The following is a 22699-nucleotide window of genomic DNA, read 5'->3' on the forward strand; positions in this document are numbered from 1 at the left end:
AGCAACAGGAACAGCGGGAGCCACCGGAGCAACGGGCGCCACAGGTTCAGGTGCAATTATTCCGTATGCTTCTGGTCTGCCAGTAGCTATGACCACAGTTTTGGGAGGTCTTCTGAATACTTCAAGCGCAGTCGGCTTCGGCAGCAACGCAACAAACATTGCTATTACAGGGGGCACTATTGATCTTACAGGAGCAGCCGGGACCTTATTGAACTTTGCCTTCTCAGTTCCTCGTGCCGGAACGATTACGTCTATGGCAGCCTATTTCAGTACAACAGCTGCACTATCTTTATTGGGGTCCACAGTAACAATCACTGCTCAATTATATAGTTCTTCTACGCCTAACAATACCTTCACAGCAGTACCTGGAGCTTTAGTCACATTAAGTCCTGCATTTACAGGTGTACTTTCACTTGGCACGATTAGCAGTGGTACTACCACAGGCTTAAGTATTCCAGTTACGGTAGGAGAACGATTGCTTCTGGTCTTCACTTCAACGGTAACGGCCGGGCTTGACGTTGCGACAACCATTGCTGGCTATGCTAGCGGAGGAGTTACAATCGCTTAATCCGATGAATCTGAAATTGGGATATCCCAAAAGCCGTATGGCTACAGGATATCCCTTTATTTAGATCATCAGAATTTCACGAATGTCTTGTTCTGTAAGGGTAGATAACCCTTCCTGACCTGGCTGAATTACCTCATCGATCAAGTTCTTTTTCTTCTGTTGTAGCTCATACATTTTGTCTTCCACAGTACCTTGGGTGACGAGCCGGATCACTTGCACTACTTTTTTCTGCCCGATTCGATGTGCCCGATCGGCTGCTTGCTGCTCTACGGCAGGATTCCACCATAAATCGTATAGGATTACAGTGTCTGCCCCTGTTAAGTTGAGTCCGGTTCCACCAGCTTTTAAGGAGATCAGGAAAATATCTCGCTCTCCTTCATTAAACTGATTACATAAATCTACTCGCTGAGACACAGGCGTTTGGCCATCTAGGTAAAAATATGGAACCCCCTGATATCCGAGTTCACGTCCAATCAAACCGAGCATTTCTGTGAACTGGGAGAATACTAGCATTCGTTTACCCGAACTGCGGCATTCCTCTATGATTTCAAACAGCTGCTCGAACTTGGCAGAGCTTCCTTCATACCCATCCACAAATAGAGCTGGGTGACAACATAGCTGGCGCAGACGAGTGAGACCAGCAAGGATTTTAATGCGATTATTATTACCGAAACTATCCTGGGTCAAATGCTTAAGCGCCTCTTTTTTCAAACGTGCGAGATAAGCGACATATAACTTCTTCTGCTCAGGGAACAGCTCACAGGCTTGGAGTGATTCGATTTTCTCAGGCAATTCTTTTAATACATCACTCTTTAAGCGCCGCAGCAAAAAGGGACGTGCCCGTTTCGCGATAGTTTCCCTCGGCAAATCGTGAAAAGCCTTCTTACCTGGAAAGAGCCCAGGAAACACAGTGCCAAAGATAGACCAAAGATCTTCTAACGCATTCTCAACAGGAGTTCCAGTAAGTGCAAAACGATGCCGGGCCTGAAGAGCCATTACAGCTTGGGCGGTCTGAGTAGTATGGTTCTTTATGGTTTGCGCTTCATCGAGAATCAGGGTATGAAAAGATTTCTTAGCATACAACTGAACATCTCTTCGAAGCAGTGGGTAAGAGGTAATGATTACATCTGCCTTCGCTGCATTTTTTAAAATCCGACCGCGTTCCGTTAAGCTTCCATCTGCAATAACAGCCTTGATCTCAGGCGTGAACTTTTTAAGCTCATTATGCCAATTGTAGGTGAGAGAGGCAGGAGCGACAATAAGAGCGGGCAGACCACTCTGACGAATATCCGGAAGCTCGGAGAGCAGAAAAGCGATACTCTGCAGCGTTTTGCCAAGACCCATATCATCCGCTAAAATACCGCCAAAACGATAGTGGGCAAGCGTCTTCAGCCACTGGAATCCATACTGCTGATAATCCCGGAGCACAGGAGCCAGACTCTCTGGTATAGGGAAATCAAGATTCTCAGGATTGTGCATATTCGCAAGTAAACGTTTAAAGGATCTGCTCAGTTTGACGGAGTCACTTTGAGAATCGGAAGAGGTTAGATGTAACCCGCGAACAACGGGTAAAGAGAATTGCGCACCTTTAATCTCACCTTCTCGAATGCCCATCTCGTTCATAAAGGTGATGATTTCTTGGAGCTCCTCGCTCTCCAGCGGTAGCAGTGCCCCTTCAGGCAATCGGTAGTATTTACGCTTATCCTGAAGTGATTTTAAGACCATCACAATCTCAGATTCGGGAATACCACCCATGTCGAATTTAAAATCAAGCCAATCGGTTTTCTCATTCCAACTAATGCTTACCTTGGGTGGCGTGGTTCCCGTGAACAATCTTTCTTTGACAGCGGTGGTCGCATAGACCGTGAGTAGTGGCTCAAGCAACGGAATCGTGTGATACAAAAAATCGTACTCACCTTCCTCATCCGTCATAATATACCCGCCTTCGGTTTTGGCGAAGGATTCATGCTCCATCAGCTCTAAAATTCGGGCCTCTCCTTCACCGTCGCGTATAAGAATCAAGTCCGTACCGCGAACATGGGCTTTTTCATCCAAAGGATTGATGATAATATCACCATACTGAAACTCTAGCCCGGCGAGCAGCCGATCTCTCACACGGTCCAGATAGAGCCTTGCAATAAGCTTATGTTGCACAATCCGATCAGCGATAGAGTCGGCGATATGCACGTTTCCCAGTTTTTTCAGGCCAGGAATAACCTTGTCCATAAAAGGCTCCATTTGTTCGGGTGCAATATCGATGCCCTCTCGACGGGAGGATTCCAACATTTTCTTCATCTCAGATAGGCGCATGCATTCCTGAGCAGTTAGCTTCAACAGCTTACCTTCAGACAGCACGAGTCCGTAGTCTTCCAGAACTGAGATCTGCTCAAGTCCTTGAATATCCAGATGGTATCCTTCGCCTTCGGCTTGTTCGAACGCAAAGCTAAGGGGTGGTGCTTCATTAGACATATGAATACCTTCGTACAACACCTCTTCTTGTTGCAGATATACCGACGAAACTTCTGAAAGAGCGGGCTGAAGCGTCTCCCAGAAAAAAGGAGGGATAGCCAGCAGGCGATCTCCCCCCAGGTTGCCACCATATGGAGAATAGTTAGTGACGTTATCGCGATACATTTTTTCATTTAAGACAATTTCAATCAGCTTCTGAAGAACGATGTTATCTTCCTTCCGTAAGCTGTGAATGGCAGGGTCATAGACGAAATGCTTCGAGAATTCGAAGGTTTCTCCACGATGTACACGTTCCAGAAAACCTCTTATTCTATGAACGACATAGGGTCGTTTTGAGCCGATTTTCATTTCTATTCCCAGCATGGTAGTGCTATAGCTGTAAGTGAATGGCTTGCAGATGAACTCGACATTTAATGGAATTCTATTATCTACAAAAGCCCCAGTACCGCTCGGACGTGGCTTATGGTTACTGAACATGCCTAGCAGGTTGCTCACAAGATGCTGGTCTCTGGACCTTCCTCCCATGTCTCGCGTAGAATCCGTAGAAATACGTGGGGTTAAGACTCCAGTATCCTCAATAGAAGATGGGCTAGAAGTTCCAGTATGATCTGGCCGTTCTCCAGCAGCTTCAAGGGCATCGATGCTGATCAGTACGGCTGCGATATGTTTGCAGAAAGGCCCTCCATGCGAGTAAGCAGGACAAGTACACTCTGCCGTGACATCACCATCGATATCGATGACAACAGTGACTTCGTAGCCAATGCCCCCTTGAACAAGCGCTTCATAACGAGATCGGGGCAGATCTGGGATGGATTCATTACGTTCTTCAATATCTATTATATCAACGCTTCCAGATTGGTAATAAGCCAATCCTTTTTCAAAAACAGACTTGCCGCACAGCAGCTTAATTACCCGTTCTGTCACACTAAAGCCCATAACATAATTCCTTCCTCGTAACTTGTTCTTCGAAAAGTCCGATTATTATATAGTCTTTATGATAACAGAACGGGCGTGCGCATCAAATAGGGGCTGCTACTCCACTAATCCCGTGCATAATAAAACGGATCGTCAGGTTAATTTCTTCCTCGTCGTTCCAGTCCTTCTCCGGCTGCAGCAGCAGGCGATTAAGCACATATCCTACAACGGATGAAATAGTAAAGCGTAGAATAGCGGGTGTAGGTAATTCGATGACTTCACCTTTTGCTTTGAAGTGTTCAACGATTTCGATGACGCGCTCCAGCACCATACTTAGAATATTTTCTGCGAACTGTTCTCTGAGCACCGGTTGGAAAGGGATTTCCTGTATCAGAATCTTTAGAATTTTAAAATTCCTGCGGATAAACTCCAGACGGTTGATAATAAACGCCCGTAGGAATTCCTCGAAACTGTTATAGGGAACATCGAGTACCCCGTTAAAATTACGCAATACAAAGGGAGCGAGCATCCGACTCATGGTGGGGCCTATGATGGACAGCAGCAAATCTTTTTTGGTTTTGTAATATCGGAAAATCGTTCCCTCGGCCACGCCTGCCTTTTGAGCAATTTCACTAGTCGCAGCAGCAGCGTATCCTTTTTCGGAAAATACCTCAATCGCCGCATGCAGGATGGAAATCTGTTTCGATGTCAGCTTTTCGTCTTCACGTAAGGCCAGCAGTTCTTCTATCCACTGTTCATCTATATTTTGTTCCGAAGAATCATTTTTCTTCATTATTGCCCTCCAAATTCGCTACATTTTGCGGTGCTTGCGCAGTGCCAATACATTCAGAAGCATGAATAATAATGAAAATCCGATCAGCACATACACATCCAGAGCGATGGCACTCCATCCTTTGCCGCGGATCATGATGTTCATAAGCGCTTCTGATCCATAATAAATTGGCGTTGCGTAGCCAACGCGCTGTAGCCACATCGGTAGGGTATCGAGTGGGAACAGTCCACTGAGGAAGACCTGTGGCACGATAATGAGCGGAATGAACTGAATCATCTGTAGCTCGTTAGCAGCAAAAGCAGACAATAGCGTACCCAGCGTCAGCGCTGTCATCGACAGCAGCATAGTGAGGAGCATGACATAACCAAAGCTGCCTATCATCATAATGCCAAGGATCTGAATGGAAAACCACGAGATCAACAGGGCTTGGAATACGGTGAAAATGCCGAAACCACATACATAGCCGAGTACAATCTCCCATCTTTTTAAGGGAGTAGAAAGTAGGCGTTCAAGGGTGCCTGTAGTCCGCTCTCGCAGGAAAGAAACGCCGGCAATCAGGAATACGAAAAAGAAAATAAATACACCAATCATAATCGGACCGAAGCGGTCAATGGTCTTCATATTCTCAGAACCGTATAGATAGCTAATCTGAGGTTGTAATTGCAGCTGTTTCTCTGTATCAGGAAGAAGCTTTTGTGATAACTGTTGAAGCGTCAGGATCACCGCTTTATTGGCGGTCGGATTGCTGCCTTCTAACAGCACTTGGGGGATGACTCCTGAGTCCCCAGCCTTTCCGTCCAAAGTGATCAAAGCATCAATCTTTCCTTCTACTAGAGCACTTTTCCCTAGCTCTTCGCTGGCATACTCTTTAATTGTAGCGTTTTCTTTTTTTAACACTGCGGAGATATTTAGTGGTACCCCGGATACCCCGATTTTAGGCTCATAGGCATCCCCGTTGAATACCAAGCTCATTAAACTTAGAACGATGAGCGGTGCAATGAACATTAAGGCCATCGTTCTTTTATCATGAATAAATTGTCGCAAAATCCGTAAGGTGATCGCTCGGATTCTCATGAACGGACACCTCCATAATATAGAAAGGCTTCCTCAATAGAAGCTGAGCCTGTGGCTTCAAGCAGTCCGGCGGGTGTGTCGGCGGCAAGCAGCTTGCCATCACGGATCATTCCAAGGCGATCACATTTCTCAGCTTCATCCATGACATGTGTAGTTAGTACAATCGTGGTACCTTTCCGATTAAGAGCTTTTAGTTCTTTCCAGATGGATAGTCGGAGTACAGGATCGATACCTACTGTCGGTTCATCAAGAAGAAGTAGCGGAGGCTCATGGAGCAGCGCAATCGCCAGGGATAGGCGGCGTTTCATTCCGCCGGAGTATTGATCTACTCTTTTGCGCAGATGCTCCTGAAGATCTACTAGTTCCATAACAGCTTTGATGCGTTTGCCGCGCTCCGCACCTTTTAGTCCATATAGCGCAGCGAAGAACTCCAGATTTTCTTTTGCGCTGAGTTCCGTATATAGGGCATCAGATTGAGCCATGTATCCAATTTGCTGCAGCATGGATAACTTAGGCATAGTGACACCAAGCACCTTTACCTCACCTGAGGTCACCTCATCGATACCTGTAAGCAGCTTTACTAGCGTTGTTTTCCCGGAGCCAGAGGGCCCCAGTATGCCGAAGGTTTCGGCACGCTCCACTTGAAGTGAAATATCTTCGAGCACCTGTTTGTCTCCAAAGGCTTTACTAACATGGCTCACTGAAATGACTGGAACTTCCGAACCCATATTCATCTCCTCGATTCTGAATAGTCTGGGATACAAAGTGGTGTTACTGAGTACTCTGCACAACACTAATGAGTGAGCGCTCACTCATTAGTGTGCTCCGGAATCCAATAAATGTAAAGTGCTAGATTTCCACTACTTGAAATCAACTGACAATCAGGTATAAATCGCAAAGTAGCGGCATTTTTGCACAAGATGTGAATACCTGCTCACGAACCAACTTGATATGATGTTAACAAGGAATACAGCTGGGGATGTTCGACAACTCAATGATGCAAATGCCATTGCTTCCGAAATTGATTTGGCGTTGTGCCGAAATGGGTTTTGAACAATTTGCAAAAATGAGAGCAATTTGTGATACCTACTTCCTCGGCGATGTGTGCAACCGTGTATTTGCTTGAAGTCAGAAGATGAACGGCTTCCTGCATTCTTTTGACCGTTAAATAATCGGAAATACTGCTGCCTGTACATTCCTTGAATAAGTGGGATAAATGATGGGGGGAAAGATGTAGATCCTTGCTCATTTGATCGAGCCGCAAAGGTTTCTTGTAATGCAACTGCAGCCATTCCATAATACGTTCTGCCTGATGTGGTTTACGAAGCAATTGTTCCATGGAGGTCGGCTTCTGCTGTGTATCCCAAAGCGGCTTTAAAGTACGCAGGAACGTGATGAGAAATAATGAGACCTCTTCCATGAAATCATTTTTAGTCAAACTTGGAAGCGCTTTACCCAGATCCTTCAGAAGAGCTATCAGCGATTGCAGATCCTGCTGTTCATACCATCGGGGTGAGGAAGAATTGCCGCTGTGAATATGATGGAAAAAGCTTTGTAGGACGGGCCACTTCTCAAAATAAGCTTTAAATAGGCTGGGTTCATAATGCACAATCGAACGCACGAACGGAACCGCCTCATTGATTTCAATTTGAATATGATGCAGTTGATACGGCTGGAAAATACAAATCATTCCTGGCTTTATTTCATAGCTATTTTGATCAATAATGAGCGTCCCTTTACCTTCATGAACAATAAGAATTTCAACACCCTGATGAGCATGGAATGTACCTTGATAGTCGTCTGTATTTGTACTTGTTCTTTTATATACAAAATAGAGCTGGAACGGTTGTAAGTCCTGCTGCTCATGGTACGTCACATTCGTGTTCCTCCTATTAGTAGGGATGCGGATAACCTATCGTTTACAAAAGTATAAGAGAACCATTGCACAGTCAGCAACACCTAGATTAAAAAGTCTTACTCACTAATGGAGGACACTGAATTATGGCAGAACAAAAGACGGAATTACAACACGCAGGGTATAAAGCTTGGCTCGAATATCCATATATTCAATCTAGTGCAGTAAGAGAGTGCTATGTTGCTTGGTGCAAAAACATTTTGATCTCCGAACAGGATCATCCAGTGATCAAAAGTGCTGTGCAAGAACTAATACGCGGCATACAAGGAATGCTCGATAAAGAAGTTACCATTGCTGAATCTCGGGATAAAGATATGCAGGGCTGTATTGTGATCGGTACGTTTGATAGTAATCATTCGTTGATTACGCATACCTTTAGCGAGGCTACAAGGACAGCCATTGGATCAGAAGGTTATGCCATTCGAACAAACACGGAGAAGGACTGTATTGCAATTGGTGCTTCCACACCCGTGGGATTATTGTACGGTGTATTTGCATTCCTACGCTTGCTTGGAACAGGTCAATCTATCGAAGTGTTGGATGTGATGGACAATCCTGTAAATCTTCTCCGCATGATGAATCAATGGGATAACATCGATGGAAGCATCGAACGTGGTTACGCAGGGAAGTCCATATTTTACTCAGACAACGAAATCACTAAGGACTTTGATCGATTGCAAGATTATGCGAGAATGCTCGCTTCGATAGGAATCAATGCGATTGCTATAAACAATGTCAATGTACATCGGTTTGAAACGATGTTTATTACGGAGCGCTATCTTCCTGAGATCGCGCGGATTGCCGATATCTTCCGTAACTACGGGGTCAAGCTGTTTCTAAGTATTAACTATGCTAGCCCGATCGAAATCGGTGGATTGAATACAGCTGATCCGTTAGATTCTGATGTACGCCAATGGTGGAAGGCAAAGGCGGTAGAAATTTATAAATTGATTCCAGATTTCGGCGGTTTCCTCGTAAAAGCTGATTCAGAGAATCGTCCAGGTCCATTCACTTATGATCGTGATCATGCAGAAGGTTCGAACATGCTGGCTGAAGCTTTATTGCCCTTCGGGGGAATCGTCATCTGGCGCTGCTTCGTTTACAATTGCAAACAGGATTGGCGGGATCGCTCCACCGATCGTGCACGAGCGGCATATGATCACTTTAAACCGCTGGATGGCCAGTTTATGGAGAATGTTATTTTACAGGTGAAGAATGGTCCAATGGATTTCCAAGTACGTGAAGGTGTATCTCCGCTGTTCGGTGCCATGGAGCATACGAATATGATGATTGAGTTCCAAATTACGCAGGAATATACAGGCCAACAGCGTCATGTCTGTTACCTCGTCCCTCAATGGAAGGAAGTTCTTGATTTTAATACTTACGCAACAGATTCGGAGTCATCGGTGAAGCGGGTTGTTGATGGATCTATGTATGGTTATAAGTATAGCGGCTTCGCTGCTGTTTCAAATATTGGCAATGATCATAACTGGACGGGGCATTTATTAGCGCAGGCCAATCTGTATGGTTACGGTCGTCTCGCTTGGTATCCGGAATTAAGTGCAGAGCAAATCGCGAAGGAATGGATTATGCTCACATTCGGTGCAGAGGATGAGCAGTTAATAGATACGATTCGTGAGATCTTGTTAACCTCTTGGCCTATCTATGAATCTTATACTTCGCCGCTTGGCGTAGGCTGGATGGTCAATCCAGATCATCATTACGGTCCAAGTGTGGATGGATATGAGTACTCGAAATGGGGAACGTATCATTTTGCAGACTTACAAGGGATTGGCGTAGACCGGACAATAAAGACGGGTACGGGATATGTTGCTCAGTATCAAGGAGCGAATGTAGATATGTATGAATCGGTAGCTACTTGTCCAGATGAGCTATTACTGTTCTTTCATCATGTACCATATACGCATACTCTTAAATCTGGTAAAACGGTCATCCAGCATATTTATGATACGCATTTTGATGGCGTGGACCGGGCAGCAGGGCTGAAAGAGAAGTGGCAATCCCTTGAGGGGGAAATGGACGGCAGCAGGTACGGGCAGGTGGCAGACCGTCTGCACGAACAGGTACTACATGCCCGCGAGTGGAGAGATATCATCAATACGTATTTCTATCGAAAAAGCGGTATTCCAGACCAGCATCAACGCACAATATACTAAATATTAGCATTAGTAGGAGTGTGCCCAGCAGGGCCACTCCTTCTCTTGCTCCATCCCTTTGTTTCATAATCCTATGAGAAGAAAGGAAGATACACATTGAATCATAAAAGATTATTTAATGAGGGCTGGGAATTTGCTAAGAGCACTTTAGAGGTGACGAATGCTGAGTCCTTGGATTTCCATCCCGTAGATCTCCCTCATGATTGGTTGATTTATAACACATTAGATTTGTATGAGAATAGTATTGGATGGTATCGTAAGTCTTTTATGAATGCGAAGAATGATAAGCAGTTACTGTTATGCTTTGATGGAGTTTATATGGACTCTGCGATCTATGTGAATAATCAATGGGTTGGAGAGTGGAAATACGGCTATTCTTCCTTTGAATATGAGATTACGGATAGTCTAATAGACGGGGAGAACGAAATTCTTGTGAAGGTCGTGCACCGGAGTCCGAATAGTAGATGGTATTCAGGAGCGGGTATCTATCGGAATGTATGGCTCAAGACAAGAGATTGTAATCATATTGTGACAGATGGAATTTACATTCATGCGGTACAAAAGAATGACGTTTGGCAAGTGGAGATCGACACCGATGTGAGCATTACAGGAGATATGCGGCTTTCCCAAACCATTCTGCATAAGGATCGAGTGATAAAGACCTGTGTTGAGAAGATCTCGGCAGCAGAGCTAACACAAGATACCTCACGTATAAGTCAGGTACTGACTGTAGAGAATCCTTTATTATGGAGTCCCGATGCTCCGCATTTATATCAGCTAAAAACAGAATTGCAGCATAAGGCATCTGACCAGAGTTCTGATGAAGTGTGGACAACAATAGAAGATGTAACACAGTGTTTAGGCTTTCGAACGATTGTATTAAATCCGCAAGAGGGGATGCTTCTGAATGGGCAAAAGATCAAATTGAATGGTGTTTGTGAACATCATGATCTTGGCGCATTGGGTGCGGCGTTTCATACAGCGGCATTGCGAAGAAGACTTGAGATCTTAAAGGACATGGGCGTAAATGCGATACGTACCGCTCATAATATGCCTGCTGCAGAGCTTATGGATCTGGCGGACGAAATGGGGCTGCTTGTGGTTTCGGAAGCCTTTGATATGTGGGAGCGATCGAAGACCCCATATGATTACGCAAGATTTTTTAAGGACTGGGCGTTAAAAGATGTGAGAAGCTGGGTCATGCGAGATCGTAATCATCCAAGCTTGCTCATGTGGTGTATTGGCAATGAAATTTATGATACGCATGCTGACAAGCGAGGGCAAGAATTGACGAGCATGTTGATGGAAGCCGTGCTTCAATATGATCCGAGAGGCAACGGGAAAGTGACCCTTGGATCGAACTATATGCCTTGGGAGAATGCTCAGAAATGTGCGGACATCGTAAAGGTGGCAGGCTACAATTATGCGGAAAAATATTATCATCAGCATCACGCGGAACATCCTGACTGGATTATCTATGGTAGTGAGACCGCTTCTATTGTACAGAGCAGGGGAATATACCATTTCCCATTCGAGCAATCCATCCTGGCTGACGACGACGAGCAGTGCTCTGCGCTAGGTAATAGCTCTACAAGCTGGGGAGCAAAGTCAGCAGAAGCCTGTATTATTGCAGAGCGCGATGCAGCCTTCTCATTGGGACAATTCATATGGACTGGCTTTGACTATATTGGTGAACCAACACCGTATCATACGAAGAATTCGTATTTCGGGCAGATGGATACAGCGACCTTTAAAAAGGATTCCTATTACATCTATCAATCGGCTTGGACAAATTACAAGGAACATCCTATGGTGCATATTTTTCCCTATTGGGATTTCAATCCCGGTCAAATGATCGATGTTCGAGTCTGCTCGAATGCTCCCAAGATAGAATTGCAGTTCAATGGTAAGAGTGTTGGGACCTATGAAATCGATCATGTGCATGGAACGCAGTTAGCGGGCTGGTGGAAGCTTCCTTATGAACCAGGTGAGCTCAAGGCAATTGCTTACGATGAGGCTGGCCAAATCATTGCAGTTGACATTAGGAAATCGTTCGGTGATGCGAGTCGAATCTGCTTAAAGGCTGATAAGGGTACACTCCTTGCGAACGGAACAGATTTAATCTTCATCGAAATTACGATGGAGGATGAGCGCGGTAACGCCGTTGAGAATGCAAACAATCGCGTTCAGGTTCAGGTGAGCGGAGCAGGCCGTTTGATCGGTTTAGACAATGGAGATAGCACGGACTATGATCCATACAAAGGAACGGGTAGACGTTTGTTCAGCGGTAAGCTTATGGCGATTGTTGCTGCGGAATTAGAAGCAGGTACGATAACGGTTGAGGTTACCTCGAAAGATTTAGCAGGTAGTAAGCTACAGCTTCAATCGCTTCCTGTGGAAGATAGTAGAATAGGCATTTCAGCTAACACTAGAAACCTAGAGATGCCATGTGTAACAGGAAATGTAGAAGAAATTCCTTTGCGAAAAATAGAAATTATAAGTCATTCTGGACAACAGTTTAATGAAAATAGAAGAGAAATGATTGTACACGCAAACCTTTACCCTGTAGAAACTTCCTATTCTGAAGTGGAGTGGAGGATTGTAAATGATGCTGGGATTGAGTCCAATCTAGCTCGGATCGAACCGTTTGGAAATGAAGCCAAGATCACGGCATTAGGAGATGGGAGTTTCCGCGTTCGCTGTATGAGTAAGAACGGTACAGAAAAGACAAAGCTGATTTCACAGTTGGAATTTACAGCGACTGGTCTTGGGACGGCTTACAAGGATCCGTATGGATTTATATCTGGCGGTCTATATGATGAGGTTAAGGGCGAAGTCGGAAATGGAAATGAACGAGGCGTAGCTACGAGTCGAGATGGTGAGACCCAGGTTGCTTATCGCGAGATCGACTTTGGACCTTATGGATCGGATTTGATAACGATTCCCCTATTCGCATTGTCTAGCGAAGCCTATGAGCTCCAGATTTGGGAAGGCATGCCGGACGAAGAGAACAGTGAGCTTTTGGCAGATGTTATCTATCAGAAGGAGTCGCAATGGAATGTATATCAGGAGGCAACCTATCTATTATCCAAGAGACTCACTGGCATCAGCTCTGTTTGTTTCGTATTGCAGAAGAAGGTGCACATAAAAGGCTTTTCATTTGTGAAAAAGAACCGAGCGTTCGAGCAGCATAGGGCTGTAGATGGTGATCGTATTTATGGTGATACGTTCACCATCGCGGAGCAGGGTGTTGAAGGGATTGGGAATAACGTATCTCTCGTGTTCGAGCAGATGGATTTTATGATGGAAGGTACTTCTAAGCTGGTCATTTGTGGGAGATCCCCGATCGATAAGAACACCATTCATCTTCGCTTCGAAAAGGGTGAAGAGTCTAATAATCAACTGATCGAATTTACAGAGTCAGATGGATATGTAGAGCGAGTATTTGAGCTGGAGAAAGTGACAGGGGAACAGAAGGTAACCTTTATCTTCTTGCCTGGAAGTCAGTTCGATTTCGGTTGGTTTCGTTTTGAGTGATCGGTTGCTTCAACTACTACGATAAATGAGAAAAAAGACCGTCTCCAAAGCCATGAAGGTGGCTGCGTGGGGCGGTCAGTTTATTTTAAGTAAGTTTTTAAGTAAGTGATTACGCTTTAATATAATCCGCAAAATTCTCCAGTAAATATAAGGAGTTCATATCCTCACGCAAATGATGCTGGACTAGCTCATCTATTTTGTCTGGTTCATGGTTTGTCATACAATCCAGGATCATGTGATGCTCGCTCAAATTTTTCTCCAGCTTTTCTTGCTTTAGGGTATGCAGGCGTCGATATCTTTCATAATGCACATGGGAGAACTTAATTTGCTCCCACAAAAATTCATGTCCTGCTAATGTGAATAACGTCTTATGATAGGCATCATCCAAAGCAAAAAAGTGCTCAATGGCATGTTCTTGATGTATGGCATTTCTTTGTTCTTCTAAGATTTGCTTAAGCTCGAGGATACCTTTTAGAGTAAGACTACCGGATAGACCTTTGATAATATCCTTTTCTAGAACACTTCTTAAATAGATCATCTGCTCGACAGATTCCAAATCAATGTACGAAACAAGATTTCCTTTCTTTGGATACACATCAATATAGGACTCTAGGGATAGCTGTTTTAGCACATCACGTAAAGGTGTCCTGGATATCTGGAACCGCTCAGACAACACGGTCTCACTTAGAATGGTTCCAGGCTTTAGGGTTAGATTACGAATTTCGTGCTTCAACAAGTTCAAAATTTCATTTTTGGTGGACATGAGGTAACGTCTCCATTGCCATTGATTTTGGAATTCGGATATCTGAAACGGGATCCTGATATTAGAAAGTGATTTAATTATATATTCTTTTTATCTTGTATACAAGTTTTCAATAAGTGAATTAATATCATTGACAAAAGCTATTGCTTAAATCTAATATTTGAATATATTATCTTGTATACAAGATCACGACGTTTGAAATTAGAGGAGGTTTTATCTAGATGAACATGACATGGAGATGGTATGGAGAAGGCAATGACAACATTACGCTTGATCATATCCGGCAAATTCCGGGGGTAATGGGTATTGTCTGGTCACTACATCATAAGGTAGCGGGCGAAGTGTGGGAAATGGATGACATTCAAAAGGTTGCGGATCAAATTACGAGCAAAGGGTTTAGCACTGCCGTAGTAGAGAGTGTGAACGTCCATGATGATATCAAGATTGGACTCCCGACGCGTGATAAATATATCGATATTTACATAGACACCATACGGAAGCTAGCCAAGGTCGGTACTAAAGTGATCTGTTACAATTTCATGCCGATCTTTGACTGGACTCGGACGGAGCTGTACAAGGAATTGCCGGATGGCTCGAATGCACTTTTTTATGAAAATGCAGCCATTAATGAGAACCCGCGCGACATGGTGAATCGTATTCTCGAGGGGGCCGGCGAATTTACAATGCCTGGCTGGGAGCCGGAGCGTCTTGCGAAGCTCGATGAGCTATTCGCCGCCTATATAGATGTAACGGAAGAGAAGCTGTTCGAGAACTTGGTCTATTTTCTGAAGCGCATTATTCCTGTCTGTGAAGAAGTCGACATCAAAATGGCTATTCATCCCGATGATCCTGCTTGGCCGATCTTTGGCTTGCCCCGCATTGTCCGCAGCCGTGATACGATCCGTCGTTTACTTGACGCAGTAGATAGTCCGTATAATGGATTAACCTTCTGCACTGGGTCGCTCGGTACGAATCCGAAGAACGATCTGCCAGCTATGATTCGGGAATTTTGTAATCGTATTCATTTTGCCCATATTCGAAATGTTAAGGTTTTTGAGAACGGTGATTTTATTGAGGTGTCTCATCGTGGACGGGATGGCAGTGTGGATGTGGCAGAGGTTGTTAAAGCGTATCATGAGAATGGATATACGGGGTATGTGCGTCCAGATCATGGTCGTCATTTGTGGGGGGAAGAGAAGACTTGCCGCCCGGGATACGGGCTGTACGATAGAGCAATGGGGATCATGTATTTACTTGGTGTGTGGGATAGTCTCAACAATACGACGGGGGTGAAGTGAATGCTGCTTCTGACAAGAGAGAGCATTGAATCATGTGCAGAGGCGTGGAAGGACGCTAACGTGGAGCTTCCTCACTTTGATTATGAGCAGGTGGCGGAGAATACACGCGTTAGGCCGGAATGGATTCATTTTGGAGCGGGAAATATTTTTCGGGGATTTGTTGCGAATGCTCACCAGAAGCTGTTGGAGCTTGGAAAAGCAGACACAGGTATTATCGCCGCTACCTCCTCTGACTACGAGCTGATTGACAAGATTTATAAGCCTCATGATCATTTGACACTTCTCGTACTAATGAATGCGAGTGGCGAGTTTACGAAAAAGGTCATTAGCAGCATTACCGAAGCTATTATGGCAAACAAGAATCGAGCGCAGGATTACTGTCGTTTAGTTGAAATTTTTGAAAATCCGAGTCTGCAGATGGCCAGCTTCACCATTACAGAGAAAGGTTATACCTTGACCGGTGCTGATGGAATGTACCTGAATATCGTGAAGCATGATATGGAGCAAGGGCCGGAGCAGCCTTCCCACAGCATGAGTGTTATCGCTTCTCTAGCGTACCGTCGATATCTAAAAGGCCAGTATCCGATGACTTTTGTCAGTATGGATAACTGTTCGTACAATGGGGATATGCTGAAAAATAGCGTGATTACAATCGCCAAGGCATGGGCTTCGAAAGGGCTTGTGGAGGAAGGTTTTGTTGCGTACCTCGAAGACGAGAGTCGCATAACATTCCCCTTGTCGATGATCGATAAAATCACACCACGTCCATCCGAGGAAGTACGTAAGGCTTTACAGGAGCAAGGGATTGGCGGTATGGATATACTTATTACCTCGAGAAACGCTCATACCGCACCTTTTGTTAATGCAGAAGTTAGCGAATATCTGGTCATTGAGGATAAGTTTACGAATGGGCGACCTTTACTAGAAGAAGCCGGCATTATATTCACAGATCGTGAGACCGTGAACAGGGTAGAAACGATGAAAGTTACCACCTGTCTAAACCCCTTGCATACTGCATTAGCGGTCACTGGCTGTCTACTAGGCTATACACAGATTTCGGATGAGATGCAGGATCAGACCCTACGTACATTAGTCGAGCGGATTGGGTATAAGGAAGGATTGCCTGTAGTTGTAGATCCTATCATTCTACGTCCACAGCAGTTCTTGGATGAAGTACTGCAAGAGCGCTTGGCGAATCCATTTATTCCGGACACCCCGCAGCGAATTGCGACAGATACGTCGCAGAAGGTAGGCATTCGTTATGGGGAAACAATCAAATCCTATGTACAACGCGAAGATCTTCATCCAGCTGAATTGACGGCGATTCCACTAGCAATTGCTGCCTGGTGCCGCTATTTGATCGGAGTGGATGACCAAGGGAACGCTTTTGAGCTGAGTCCTGATCCGTTAATGGAGTTACTTCAAGCGCATCTGCAAGGAGTGACTTTGGGAGATTCGACCTCTAATGTGCATAGGATTCTAGAAAATGAGAAGATTTTTGGTGTACCTTTATATGAAATCGGTCTGGGTAGCAAGATTGAAAGTTACTTCTATGAGATGCTGAAAGGCCCAGGAGATGTTAGGAGAACGTTGGAACAACATTTAAATGAAGAGTTAGTGTAGATCACATTTACAAAAAGCCTCATGGAGTAAAAGCTACTGCACACCGCAGAGTTTTCCCCCATGAGGCTTTTTCGTGTCTAGTCCATTTGGTTTATCTGAATTTAGCAGTCTAGTACGCTAATATACCTACTTTTTCAAAAAAATAATTATAGTTAATATTTCCATTACATTCCTCTGCAACAGAGTTGACAATTGTAGACGAAAATGACATTAGCAGTTACCTATACGAAAAGGGTGAATCTAATTGAAAAACAGTAAATGGATTAGCGCAACGTTGGCTTCAGCACTTCTTGCAACAGTAAGCGTTGGGAGTGTATCTGCAGCTAGCATCGGCAGTAATGTAAAATCTGTAGCTACCAATCAAACCGCTGCAAAAACAGCAGTTAAAGAAGGTACAGCTACTTGGAATGTAAATGGTACGCCGATTGTGTTTAACACCATTAATAGCAGTGGTTACAAGCTGTACTCGCTGAATCAGGTAACTGGTGAAATTGGAGCTAAGTTAGTACTTGGAGCTGGCGGGTTTGAACTTAATGACAGCAAGGGATTACATAATGTGAAGCTCAAAACAGGCTCAAAGAGCTATCAAGTAGATGGTAATTCCGAGACGTTCACAGTTGCTCCAGTATTTTATAACGGTAAAACCTATGTAGAGCTTTCTAAGTTAGTTTATGCATTAGGTGGAGAACTGGATGCTGATGCTAGCACGATTCTAAGCTTTGCCCGTCCTGAAGGATTGTTTGATACTTTGCACTGGACAGCAGCTGGAAGTCTGATTGCGAACAAAAGTGATGCTGAATCTGCTCAACTTATCAAGTTCAGCACTGAGCCAGGTAACTACGAAGTATTTTCATCCAATGACAGTGCAGTGGATTTTGCAGTGTCGCCGGATGGGCAATGGGGAGCTTTCAATGATGAGACGGGTTTGTTGAATCTAATTAACCTGTCTAGCGGAGCTACTAAGCTGCTTGGTACGGACAATAGTGTAAAAACGGATCTGGTTTGGTCAAATGATGGTAAAAATATTTACTTCGTCCAAGGTGACAAGCAAGAGAAAATCGCAAAAATCTCAGTAGACACTGGTGAAGTTAAATCCGTATTGGCGGACAAAGTAGAAAATAAATCCGAACTGCGCATTTCCGCTGACGAAAAGAGCGCCGTTTATATCGTTAACCTGACGGGTGTTGCTAAAAACGATGCAGACAGCACAGAAGATTCCCTTACTGTCGACTTCAGCTCTGCTGGAGAGCAGCTTTACAAGCTTGACCTGGCTACGAAAGATGCTAAACCCGCTGCACTGACAACTACACCGGATAACAAACTGTACCCTGAAATTTCTGCAGATGGTAGCGTCGTTTACCTGAGTGCAGATGCTGAGGGTAATGCAGCTAACACATTGAAGGTTGTAAAAGCAGACGGAACAAGCAGCAACATTGCACTTGATGTTGAAGTAACTTGGTCTACTGGCGTTAAGAACGGCTTGGTTGTAGCAGGTTCAGCGGCAGATGGAAGCACAGTAGTCTATTCCATTGATAACAATGGAGCTAAGACTGAACTGTTCCGCTCCACTGAAGATGTATCTGAAGTAGCTGTTTCGAAGGATGGAAGCAAGCTTGCTATCGTAAGTGACGGCGGTGTATGGGTGGTTCAAGGCGGTAAAGCATTGCAACTGTCGAAATAATAAATTTCTTAATTATATTTTAACGGCGTAGAGCCGAGAGGAGAAATAATACAAATGAAGATTTTCAAAAAGCTAACAGTAACGGCTCTAACGGCTGTAATTGCGGTAACCGCATCTTTCGCAGGGGTTGCAGCAGCAGCCGATTCACTTAAAGGTAAAATCACAGTTAACGGTTCGACCGCACTTCTTCCATTGACGCTTCAAGCGGCAAAAGAATTCCAGAAGCTGCACCCTAAAGTAAAAATCGCAGCCTCCGGTAAAGGTTCAGTAACTGGACCTCAAGCTGTTAAAAAAGGCATCGCTGATATCGGCGCTTGCGACTGGGATGCTAGCATGGACGTACCAGGCTTCAAAGCTTTTGACGGACAGGTAGCAAACAAAGTAGCTGTTATTCCTTTTGCTACAATCGTGAACAAAAATGTTGGCGTAGATAACCTTACAACTGAACAGCTTAAAGGCATTTATGCAGGTAAAATCACGAACTGGAAAGAAGTAGGCGGTGCAGATGCTGACATCGTGGTTATCACTCGTTCATTCGGTTCTGGTACACGCGTTAACTATCAAGCTAAAGCTTTGGATGGCGGAGATATCGTTAAAAAAGCTAAAAACTATAAAGAAACAGGTTCATCCGGTGACATGAAGACTGCCGTTGGAACAACTCCTAACTCCATCGGTTATATCGACCTTGTATATGTAAGTGGCGACGTAAAAGCTGTTAAACACAACGGTGTAGCTGCTACTACAGACAACGTAATCAATGGATCTTATAAGATCTGGGCTTATGGTTACTACATGACTAAAGGCCAACCTACTGGCGCAACAAAAGAATTTATCGAATACGTACAAAGCAAGAAGTTCCAACAAGGTTCCCTGAAAAAGCTTAAATTTATTCCGATCGCAGCAATGAAGGGCTAATATCATCTGAAGATCATATTGAACGGTAACAGCGGCCAGCTCCGATCTTGATACGGGGGTGGCCGCTTACAGGAGGGAAAGTATGGGGGCACCAGTCCACGGCTTGGCAACTAGGGGAAAAGAGAGCGTAACGCAGGTTAGCGCTAACTCCAAACGTCACGGTAGACATTTGTTTAGTAACAAATTATTTAAGTTTTATTTTTTATTCAGCATTCTTGCGCTTTGCTTTGTGCTTGGACTTGTAATTCTATTTATCGGCAAAACGGCTATGCTTCTGTTCGGCCATCTCTCGCCTGCGGACTTTTTCTTTTCCTTTAACTGGACGCCGGAAGAGGATTCTTTTGGAGCGGCTGCCTTCATTGTAAATACACTTTCACTAACTGCATTAACGCTGCTGATCGCAGTTCCTATCTCGGTAGGGATGGCAGTACTTTGTGCAGAGATTGCCCCAAAATGGATGAAGACCTTTATTCGTCCAGTGCTGGATTTATTGGTAGGTATTCCTTCAATTGTATACGGATATATAGGTTTAACAGTATTACTTCCTTTCTTACGCAGAATTAGCGGGGAGAGCTTAGGCGATGGCTTGTTAGCCGCTGCACTTGTGCTCGCCTTAATGGTACTGCCAACCATTTGCCGAATCAGTGATGATGCCATTGTCTCTGTGCCGCGCAAATATCGGGATGCAGCATATGCTCTTGGATCTACCCGTTTACAGGTTATCATGCGTGTAATCCTGCCTGCGGCCAGCCGGGGGATTATCTCTGCGGTTATTCTAGGTATGACTCGTGCTGTAGGTGAGACGATGGCTGTAGTTATGGTTATCGGGAATACACCGCAATTGGCGAAGACGTTATTCACGCCAGCATCGGTGCTGACTAGTAACATCGTTATGCAAATCTCCAATGTAGAGTTTGACTCTACCTGGAACTATGCATTACATATGATGGCATTTCTTTTGCTAGTAATATCATTTGTATTAATTCTGATCATCCGCGTGCTGGGTAGAAAAAGGAGGGATGCAGCGTGAACGGATTCGCAAGTACAAAGCATACAGCGCGTGCTCAAAGAAACAATAAAATTGCGACCATAGGGTTTTATACCCTTGGGGCTTTAGTCATGCTGCTGATCTTCTGGCTGCTCTTCACGATTCTTAGTAAAGGTTTACCGGCACTTCGGCCCGATTTCCTGATTAAACAGCCTGAAGAGATTGACGCAGGTGGTGGGATTGGCCCGGTGTTGTTTAACTCCTTTTACATTTTGTTCATCTCGCTGATTATTTCCGTTCCCATTGGTTTGGGTGCGGGAATCTATATGGCTGAGTATGCCCCAGATAATAAATTTACAGGGGCACTACGTATTTGCGTAGAATCTCTGTCATCGGTTCCATCGATTGTGTTCGGTATGCTCGGACTTGCAATTTTTGCAGAATATTTCGATGTCGGTCTGACGATTCTTGGCGGAGGCGTCAGCTTGGCGCTGCTGAATCTACCTATGCTTGCGCGAGTGACAGAGGAAGCGGTACGTGCTGTACCTGGGGACATCCGCGAGGCTGGTTATGCGCTTGGGATGACTAAGTTCCACGTGATCCGCACGGTAGTTCTACCCGTTGCAATGTCTGCCATTGTTACTGGGATTTGTCTCGTTGCTGGACGCGCCTTCGGGGAGTCTGCGGTTATTATCCTTACCGCTGGTCTCAGTACCTCGGGCGAAATGTGGGATTTCAATCTGTTCTCCCCGGGTGAGACGCTGGCCGTACACCTTTGGTATGTACAATCCGAGGCGATTGTAGAAGATGCGCGTCAAATTGCTGATAAGTCGGCAGCGGTACTTGTATTTGTAGTTCTGTTTATCAATTTTGCATTTCGATTTCCGCTGTGGCTTAGCAATCGCCGCAAATAATGAACTGGGGTCTACGGGGGAAACCTGTAGGCTTTTATTTCGAAAAGCTGCTCTAAGGGAATGTTAGCGTTCGCTTAGAACAGCTTTTTGAGATTTTATCTGGGAGCTTTTTAATGGAGAGAAAACTAGCTACGTTAATTTTGGATATGCAGATCTTCTGTGATTGAATGATTACGCTCAACCTAGTGAAATTGGCGAGTTGCTCATGAATTGTAAATGGAAACTTGCGGAGTGTTGGTGGATTCGGGGGTGTTAATGGGGACATGCGAATGCTGGCCGATTCGGGGATTGCTTGATTGCTTATGGATTGTTTGTTGAGTATTCGCATAGAGGGAATATCTCCCTATAATTCGACGCTCTATGGTCTCTAATGCTTATTTAGGGAAATCCTCCCTATAATATCTATGTTTTGATCATAAATAGGGATTTTGAGTATTATTAAGGGTAGAAATTCCTATAAAGCTTGATTTTTAGCGATTCTAGGCAATTTTATAGGGAGGATTTCCCTATAGTTACAGTCTAGCTAGGATAATATAATCCTTTTCGATCTGGTCCTAGGAGAGTTCTACACTAGTAAGTACCTGAACGTACCCAGCCTACACGCACTTCAAGTAACTCCGAGAAACGTCAACTGTATCCGCACCAGAACAATTGCCGAAGTTACTCTATAAACCTAGTGCCCTGAACGTACCCATCCTATACGCACCGCAATTAACTCCGAGAAGCATCAACTGTATCCGCACTAGCCTAGCCACCTAGCACAAACTGTTCAACGAACCTAACTGTCTGGTTTTTATTAAGTCTCGTCTGAAGAACGATGATTTCAGCTCCTGTTTTTCTAGCACTCGTGTCGAATGTCTTTCTCCCTGAACGCAGAAACAGCCTCCCCGAAGGAAGATTGTTAACGGGTCCAGAGCGGGATACAGCCCCAAAGGGCTGACTGCGAAGCGTATGCTTTCGATGCCTATACTCCGACGAACCTCCGTGCTTCGCATCCCCTGAACGCAAAAACAGCCTCCCCGAAGGAAGGCTGTTACTCTGACGTCCCGGAAGGGATTCGAACCCCTGA

At 44.6% G+C, this 22699-nt stretch carries 16 protein-coding genes; 9 read left to right on the forward strand and 7 right to left on the reverse strand.

The annotated features are described in order from the left end of the window. Positions 1 to 568 (forward strand): exosporium glycoprotein BclB-related protein (locus tag CA600_RS27390; RefSeq protein WP_306440419.1); only part of this gene is annotated, 568 nt, incomplete at its 5' end. Positions 569 to 628: 60 nt separating this feature from the next. Here CA600_RS27390 and CA600_RS27395 read toward each other — a convergent pair. The 5 genes from CA600_RS27395 to CA600_RS27415 all read right to left on the reverse strand — a co-directional run bounded on the left by CA600_RS27395 (position 629) and on the right by CA600_RS27415 (position 7695). Then, complete coding sequence (locus CA600_RS27395) at positions 629 to 3973, reverse strand: DEAD/DEAH box helicase (protein ID WP_094874301.1); 3345 nt, start codon at positions 3971 to 3973, stop codon at positions 629 to 631. An 82-nt stretch (positions 3974 to 4055) separates the two neighbouring features. Next, positions 4056 to 4745: a TetR/AcrR family transcriptional regulator gene (locus tag CA600_RS27400; RefSeq protein WP_094874302.1), complete on the reverse strand. Its 690-nt coding sequence runs from the start codon at positions 4743 to 4745 to the stop codon at positions 4056 to 4058. A gap of 18 nt (positions 4746 to 4763) precedes the next feature. Next, positions 4764 to 5819: an ABC transporter permease gene (locus tag CA600_RS27405; protein WP_094874303.1), complete on the reverse strand. Its 1056-nt coding sequence runs from the start codon at positions 5817 to 5819 to the stop codon at positions 4764 to 4766. Beyond that, a complete protein-coding gene (locus CA600_RS27410; protein WP_373455907.1) occupies positions 5816 to 6547 on the reverse strand; it encodes an ABC transporter ATP-binding protein in 732 nt (243 codons plus the stop codon). Before CA600_RS27410 ends, CA600_RS27405 begins: the two co-directional genes overlap by 4 nt. A 263-nt stretch (positions 6548 to 6810) precedes the next feature. Next, entirely contained in the window at positions 6811 to 7695 is an 885-nt protein-coding gene (locus tag CA600_RS27415; RefSeq protein ID WP_094874305.1) for a helix-turn-helix domain-containing protein, read from the reverse strand. Positions 7696 to 7820: 125 nt separating this feature from the next. Between CA600_RS27415 and CA600_RS27420 the strand changes: the two genes are divergently transcribed. Then, the gene (locus CA600_RS27420) at positions 7821 to 9911 is read left to right on the forward strand and encodes an alpha-glucuronidase family glycosyl hydrolase (RefSeq protein WP_094874306.1); all 2091 of its coding nucleotides are present in this window, start codon (positions 7821 to 7823) and stop codon (positions 9909 to 9911) included. 96 nt (positions 9912 to 10007) lie between these two features. Continuing rightward, positions 10008 to 13448: a glycoside hydrolase family 2 TIM barrel-domain containing protein gene (locus CA600_RS27425; RefSeq protein WP_094874307.1), complete on the forward strand. Its 3441-nt coding sequence runs from the start codon at positions 10008 to 10010 to the stop codon at positions 13446 to 13448. A 109-nt stretch (positions 13449 to 13557) separates the two neighbouring features. On the opposite strand, the gene CA600_RS27430 is transcribed toward CA600_RS27425, so the two are convergent. Then, positions 13558 to 14211: a GntR family transcriptional regulator gene (locus tag CA600_RS27430; protein ID WP_094874308.1), complete on the reverse strand. Its 654-nt coding sequence runs from the start codon at positions 14209 to 14211 to the stop codon at positions 13558 to 13560. A 221-nt stretch (positions 14212 to 14432) separates the two neighbouring features. Between CA600_RS27430 and uxuA the strand changes: the two genes are divergently transcribed. From uxuA to pstA, 6 genes are all read left to right on the forward strand, one after another. Continuing rightward, on the forward strand, positions 14433 to 15509 hold the full coding sequence (gene uxuA, locus CA600_RS27435) for a mannonate dehydratase (protein WP_094874309.1): 1077 nt from the start codon (positions 14433 to 14435) through the stop codon (positions 15507 to 15509). Then, positions 15510 to 17132: a mannitol dehydrogenase family protein gene (locus tag CA600_RS27440; protein WP_094874310.1), complete on the forward strand. Its 1623-nt coding sequence runs from the start codon at positions 15510 to 15512 to the stop codon at positions 17130 to 17132. A 244-nt stretch (positions 17133 to 17376) separates the two neighbouring features. Then, positions 17377 to 18813 (forward strand): stalk domain-containing protein, encoded by a 1437-nt coding sequence (locus CA600_RS27445; RefSeq protein WP_094874311.1) that lies wholly within the window; start codon positions 17377 to 17379, stop codon positions 18811 to 18813. Positions 18814 to 18867: 54 nt separating this feature from the next. Beyond that, positions 18868 to 19728 carry a phosphate ABC transporter substrate-binding protein gene (locus CA600_RS27450; RefSeq protein WP_094874312.1) on the forward strand — a complete coding sequence of 287 codons (861 nt, stop codon included), beginning with the start codon at positions 18868 to 18870 and terminating at the stop codon, positions 19726 to 19728. Between the two features lie 82 nt (positions 19729 to 19810). Next, positions 19811 to 20758: a phosphate ABC transporter permease subunit PstC gene (gene pstC, locus CA600_RS27455; protein ID WP_094874313.1), complete on the forward strand. Its 948-nt coding sequence runs from the start codon at positions 19811 to 19813 to the stop codon at positions 20756 to 20758. Further along, positions 20755 to 21630 carry a phosphate ABC transporter permease PstA gene (pstA, locus tag CA600_RS27460; protein ID WP_094874314.1) on the forward strand — a complete coding sequence of 292 codons (876 nt, stop codon included), beginning with the start codon at positions 20755 to 20757 and terminating at the stop codon, positions 21628 to 21630. The genes pstC and pstA overlap by 4 nt, the downstream gene beginning before the upstream one ends. A 747-nt stretch (positions 21631 to 22377) precedes the next feature. On the opposite strand, the gene CA600_RS27465 is transcribed toward pstA, so the two are convergent. Further along, a partial coding sequence (locus CA600_RS27465) for a hypothetical protein (RefSeq protein ID WP_218832801.1) occupies positions 22378 to 22699 on the reverse strand: 322 nt, incomplete at its 5' end.

The sequence above is a fragment of the Paenibacillus sp. VTT E-133280 genome, assembly GCF_002264385.1.
Taxonomy (GTDB): Bacteria; Bacillota; Bacilli; order Paenibacillales; family Paenibacillaceae; genus Paenibacillus_AQ; species Paenibacillus_AQ nitricinens.

Excerpts from the sequence above, each read along its gene's own strand:
- uxuA (WP_094874309.1), top strand. The coding sequence starts at position 14,433 with ATGAACATGACATGGAGATGGTATGGAGAAGGCAATGACAACATTACG.
- CA600_RS27450 (WP_094874312.1), top strand. The coding sequence starts at position 18,868 with ATGAAGATTTTCAAAAAGCTAACAGTAACGGCTCTAACGGCTGTAATT.
- pstC (WP_094874313.1), top strand. The coding sequence starts at position 19,811 with ATGGGGGCACCAGTCCACGGCTTGGCAACTAGGGGAAAAGAGAGCGTA.
- CA600_RS27395 (WP_094874301.1), bottom strand. The coding sequence starts at position 3,973 with ATGGGCTTTAGTGTGACAGAACGGGTAATTAAGCTGCTGTGCGGCAAG.
- CA600_RS27410 (WP_373455907.1), bottom strand. The coding sequence starts at position 6,547 with ATGGGTTCGGAAGTTCCAGTCATTTCAGTGAGCCATGTTAGTAAAGCC.
- CA600_RS27420 (WP_094874306.1), top strand. The coding sequence starts at position 7,821 with ATGGCAGAACAAAAGACGGAATTACAACACGCAGGGTATAAAGCTTGG.
- CA600_RS27405 (WP_094874303.1), bottom strand. The coding sequence starts at position 5,819 with ATGAGAATCCGAGCGATCACCTTACGGATTTTGCGACAATTTATTCAT.
- CA600_RS27440 (WP_094874310.1), top strand. The coding sequence starts at position 15,510 with ATGCTGCTTCTGACAAGAGAGAGCATTGAATCATGTGCAGAGGCGTGG.
- CA600_RS27430 (WP_094874308.1), bottom strand. The coding sequence starts at position 14,211 with ATGTCCACCAAAAATGAAATTTTGAACTTGTTGAAGCACGAAATTCGT.
- CA600_RS27400 (WP_094874302.1), bottom strand. The coding sequence starts at position 4,745 with ATGAAGAAAAATGATTCTTCGGAACAAAATATAGATGAACAGTGGATA.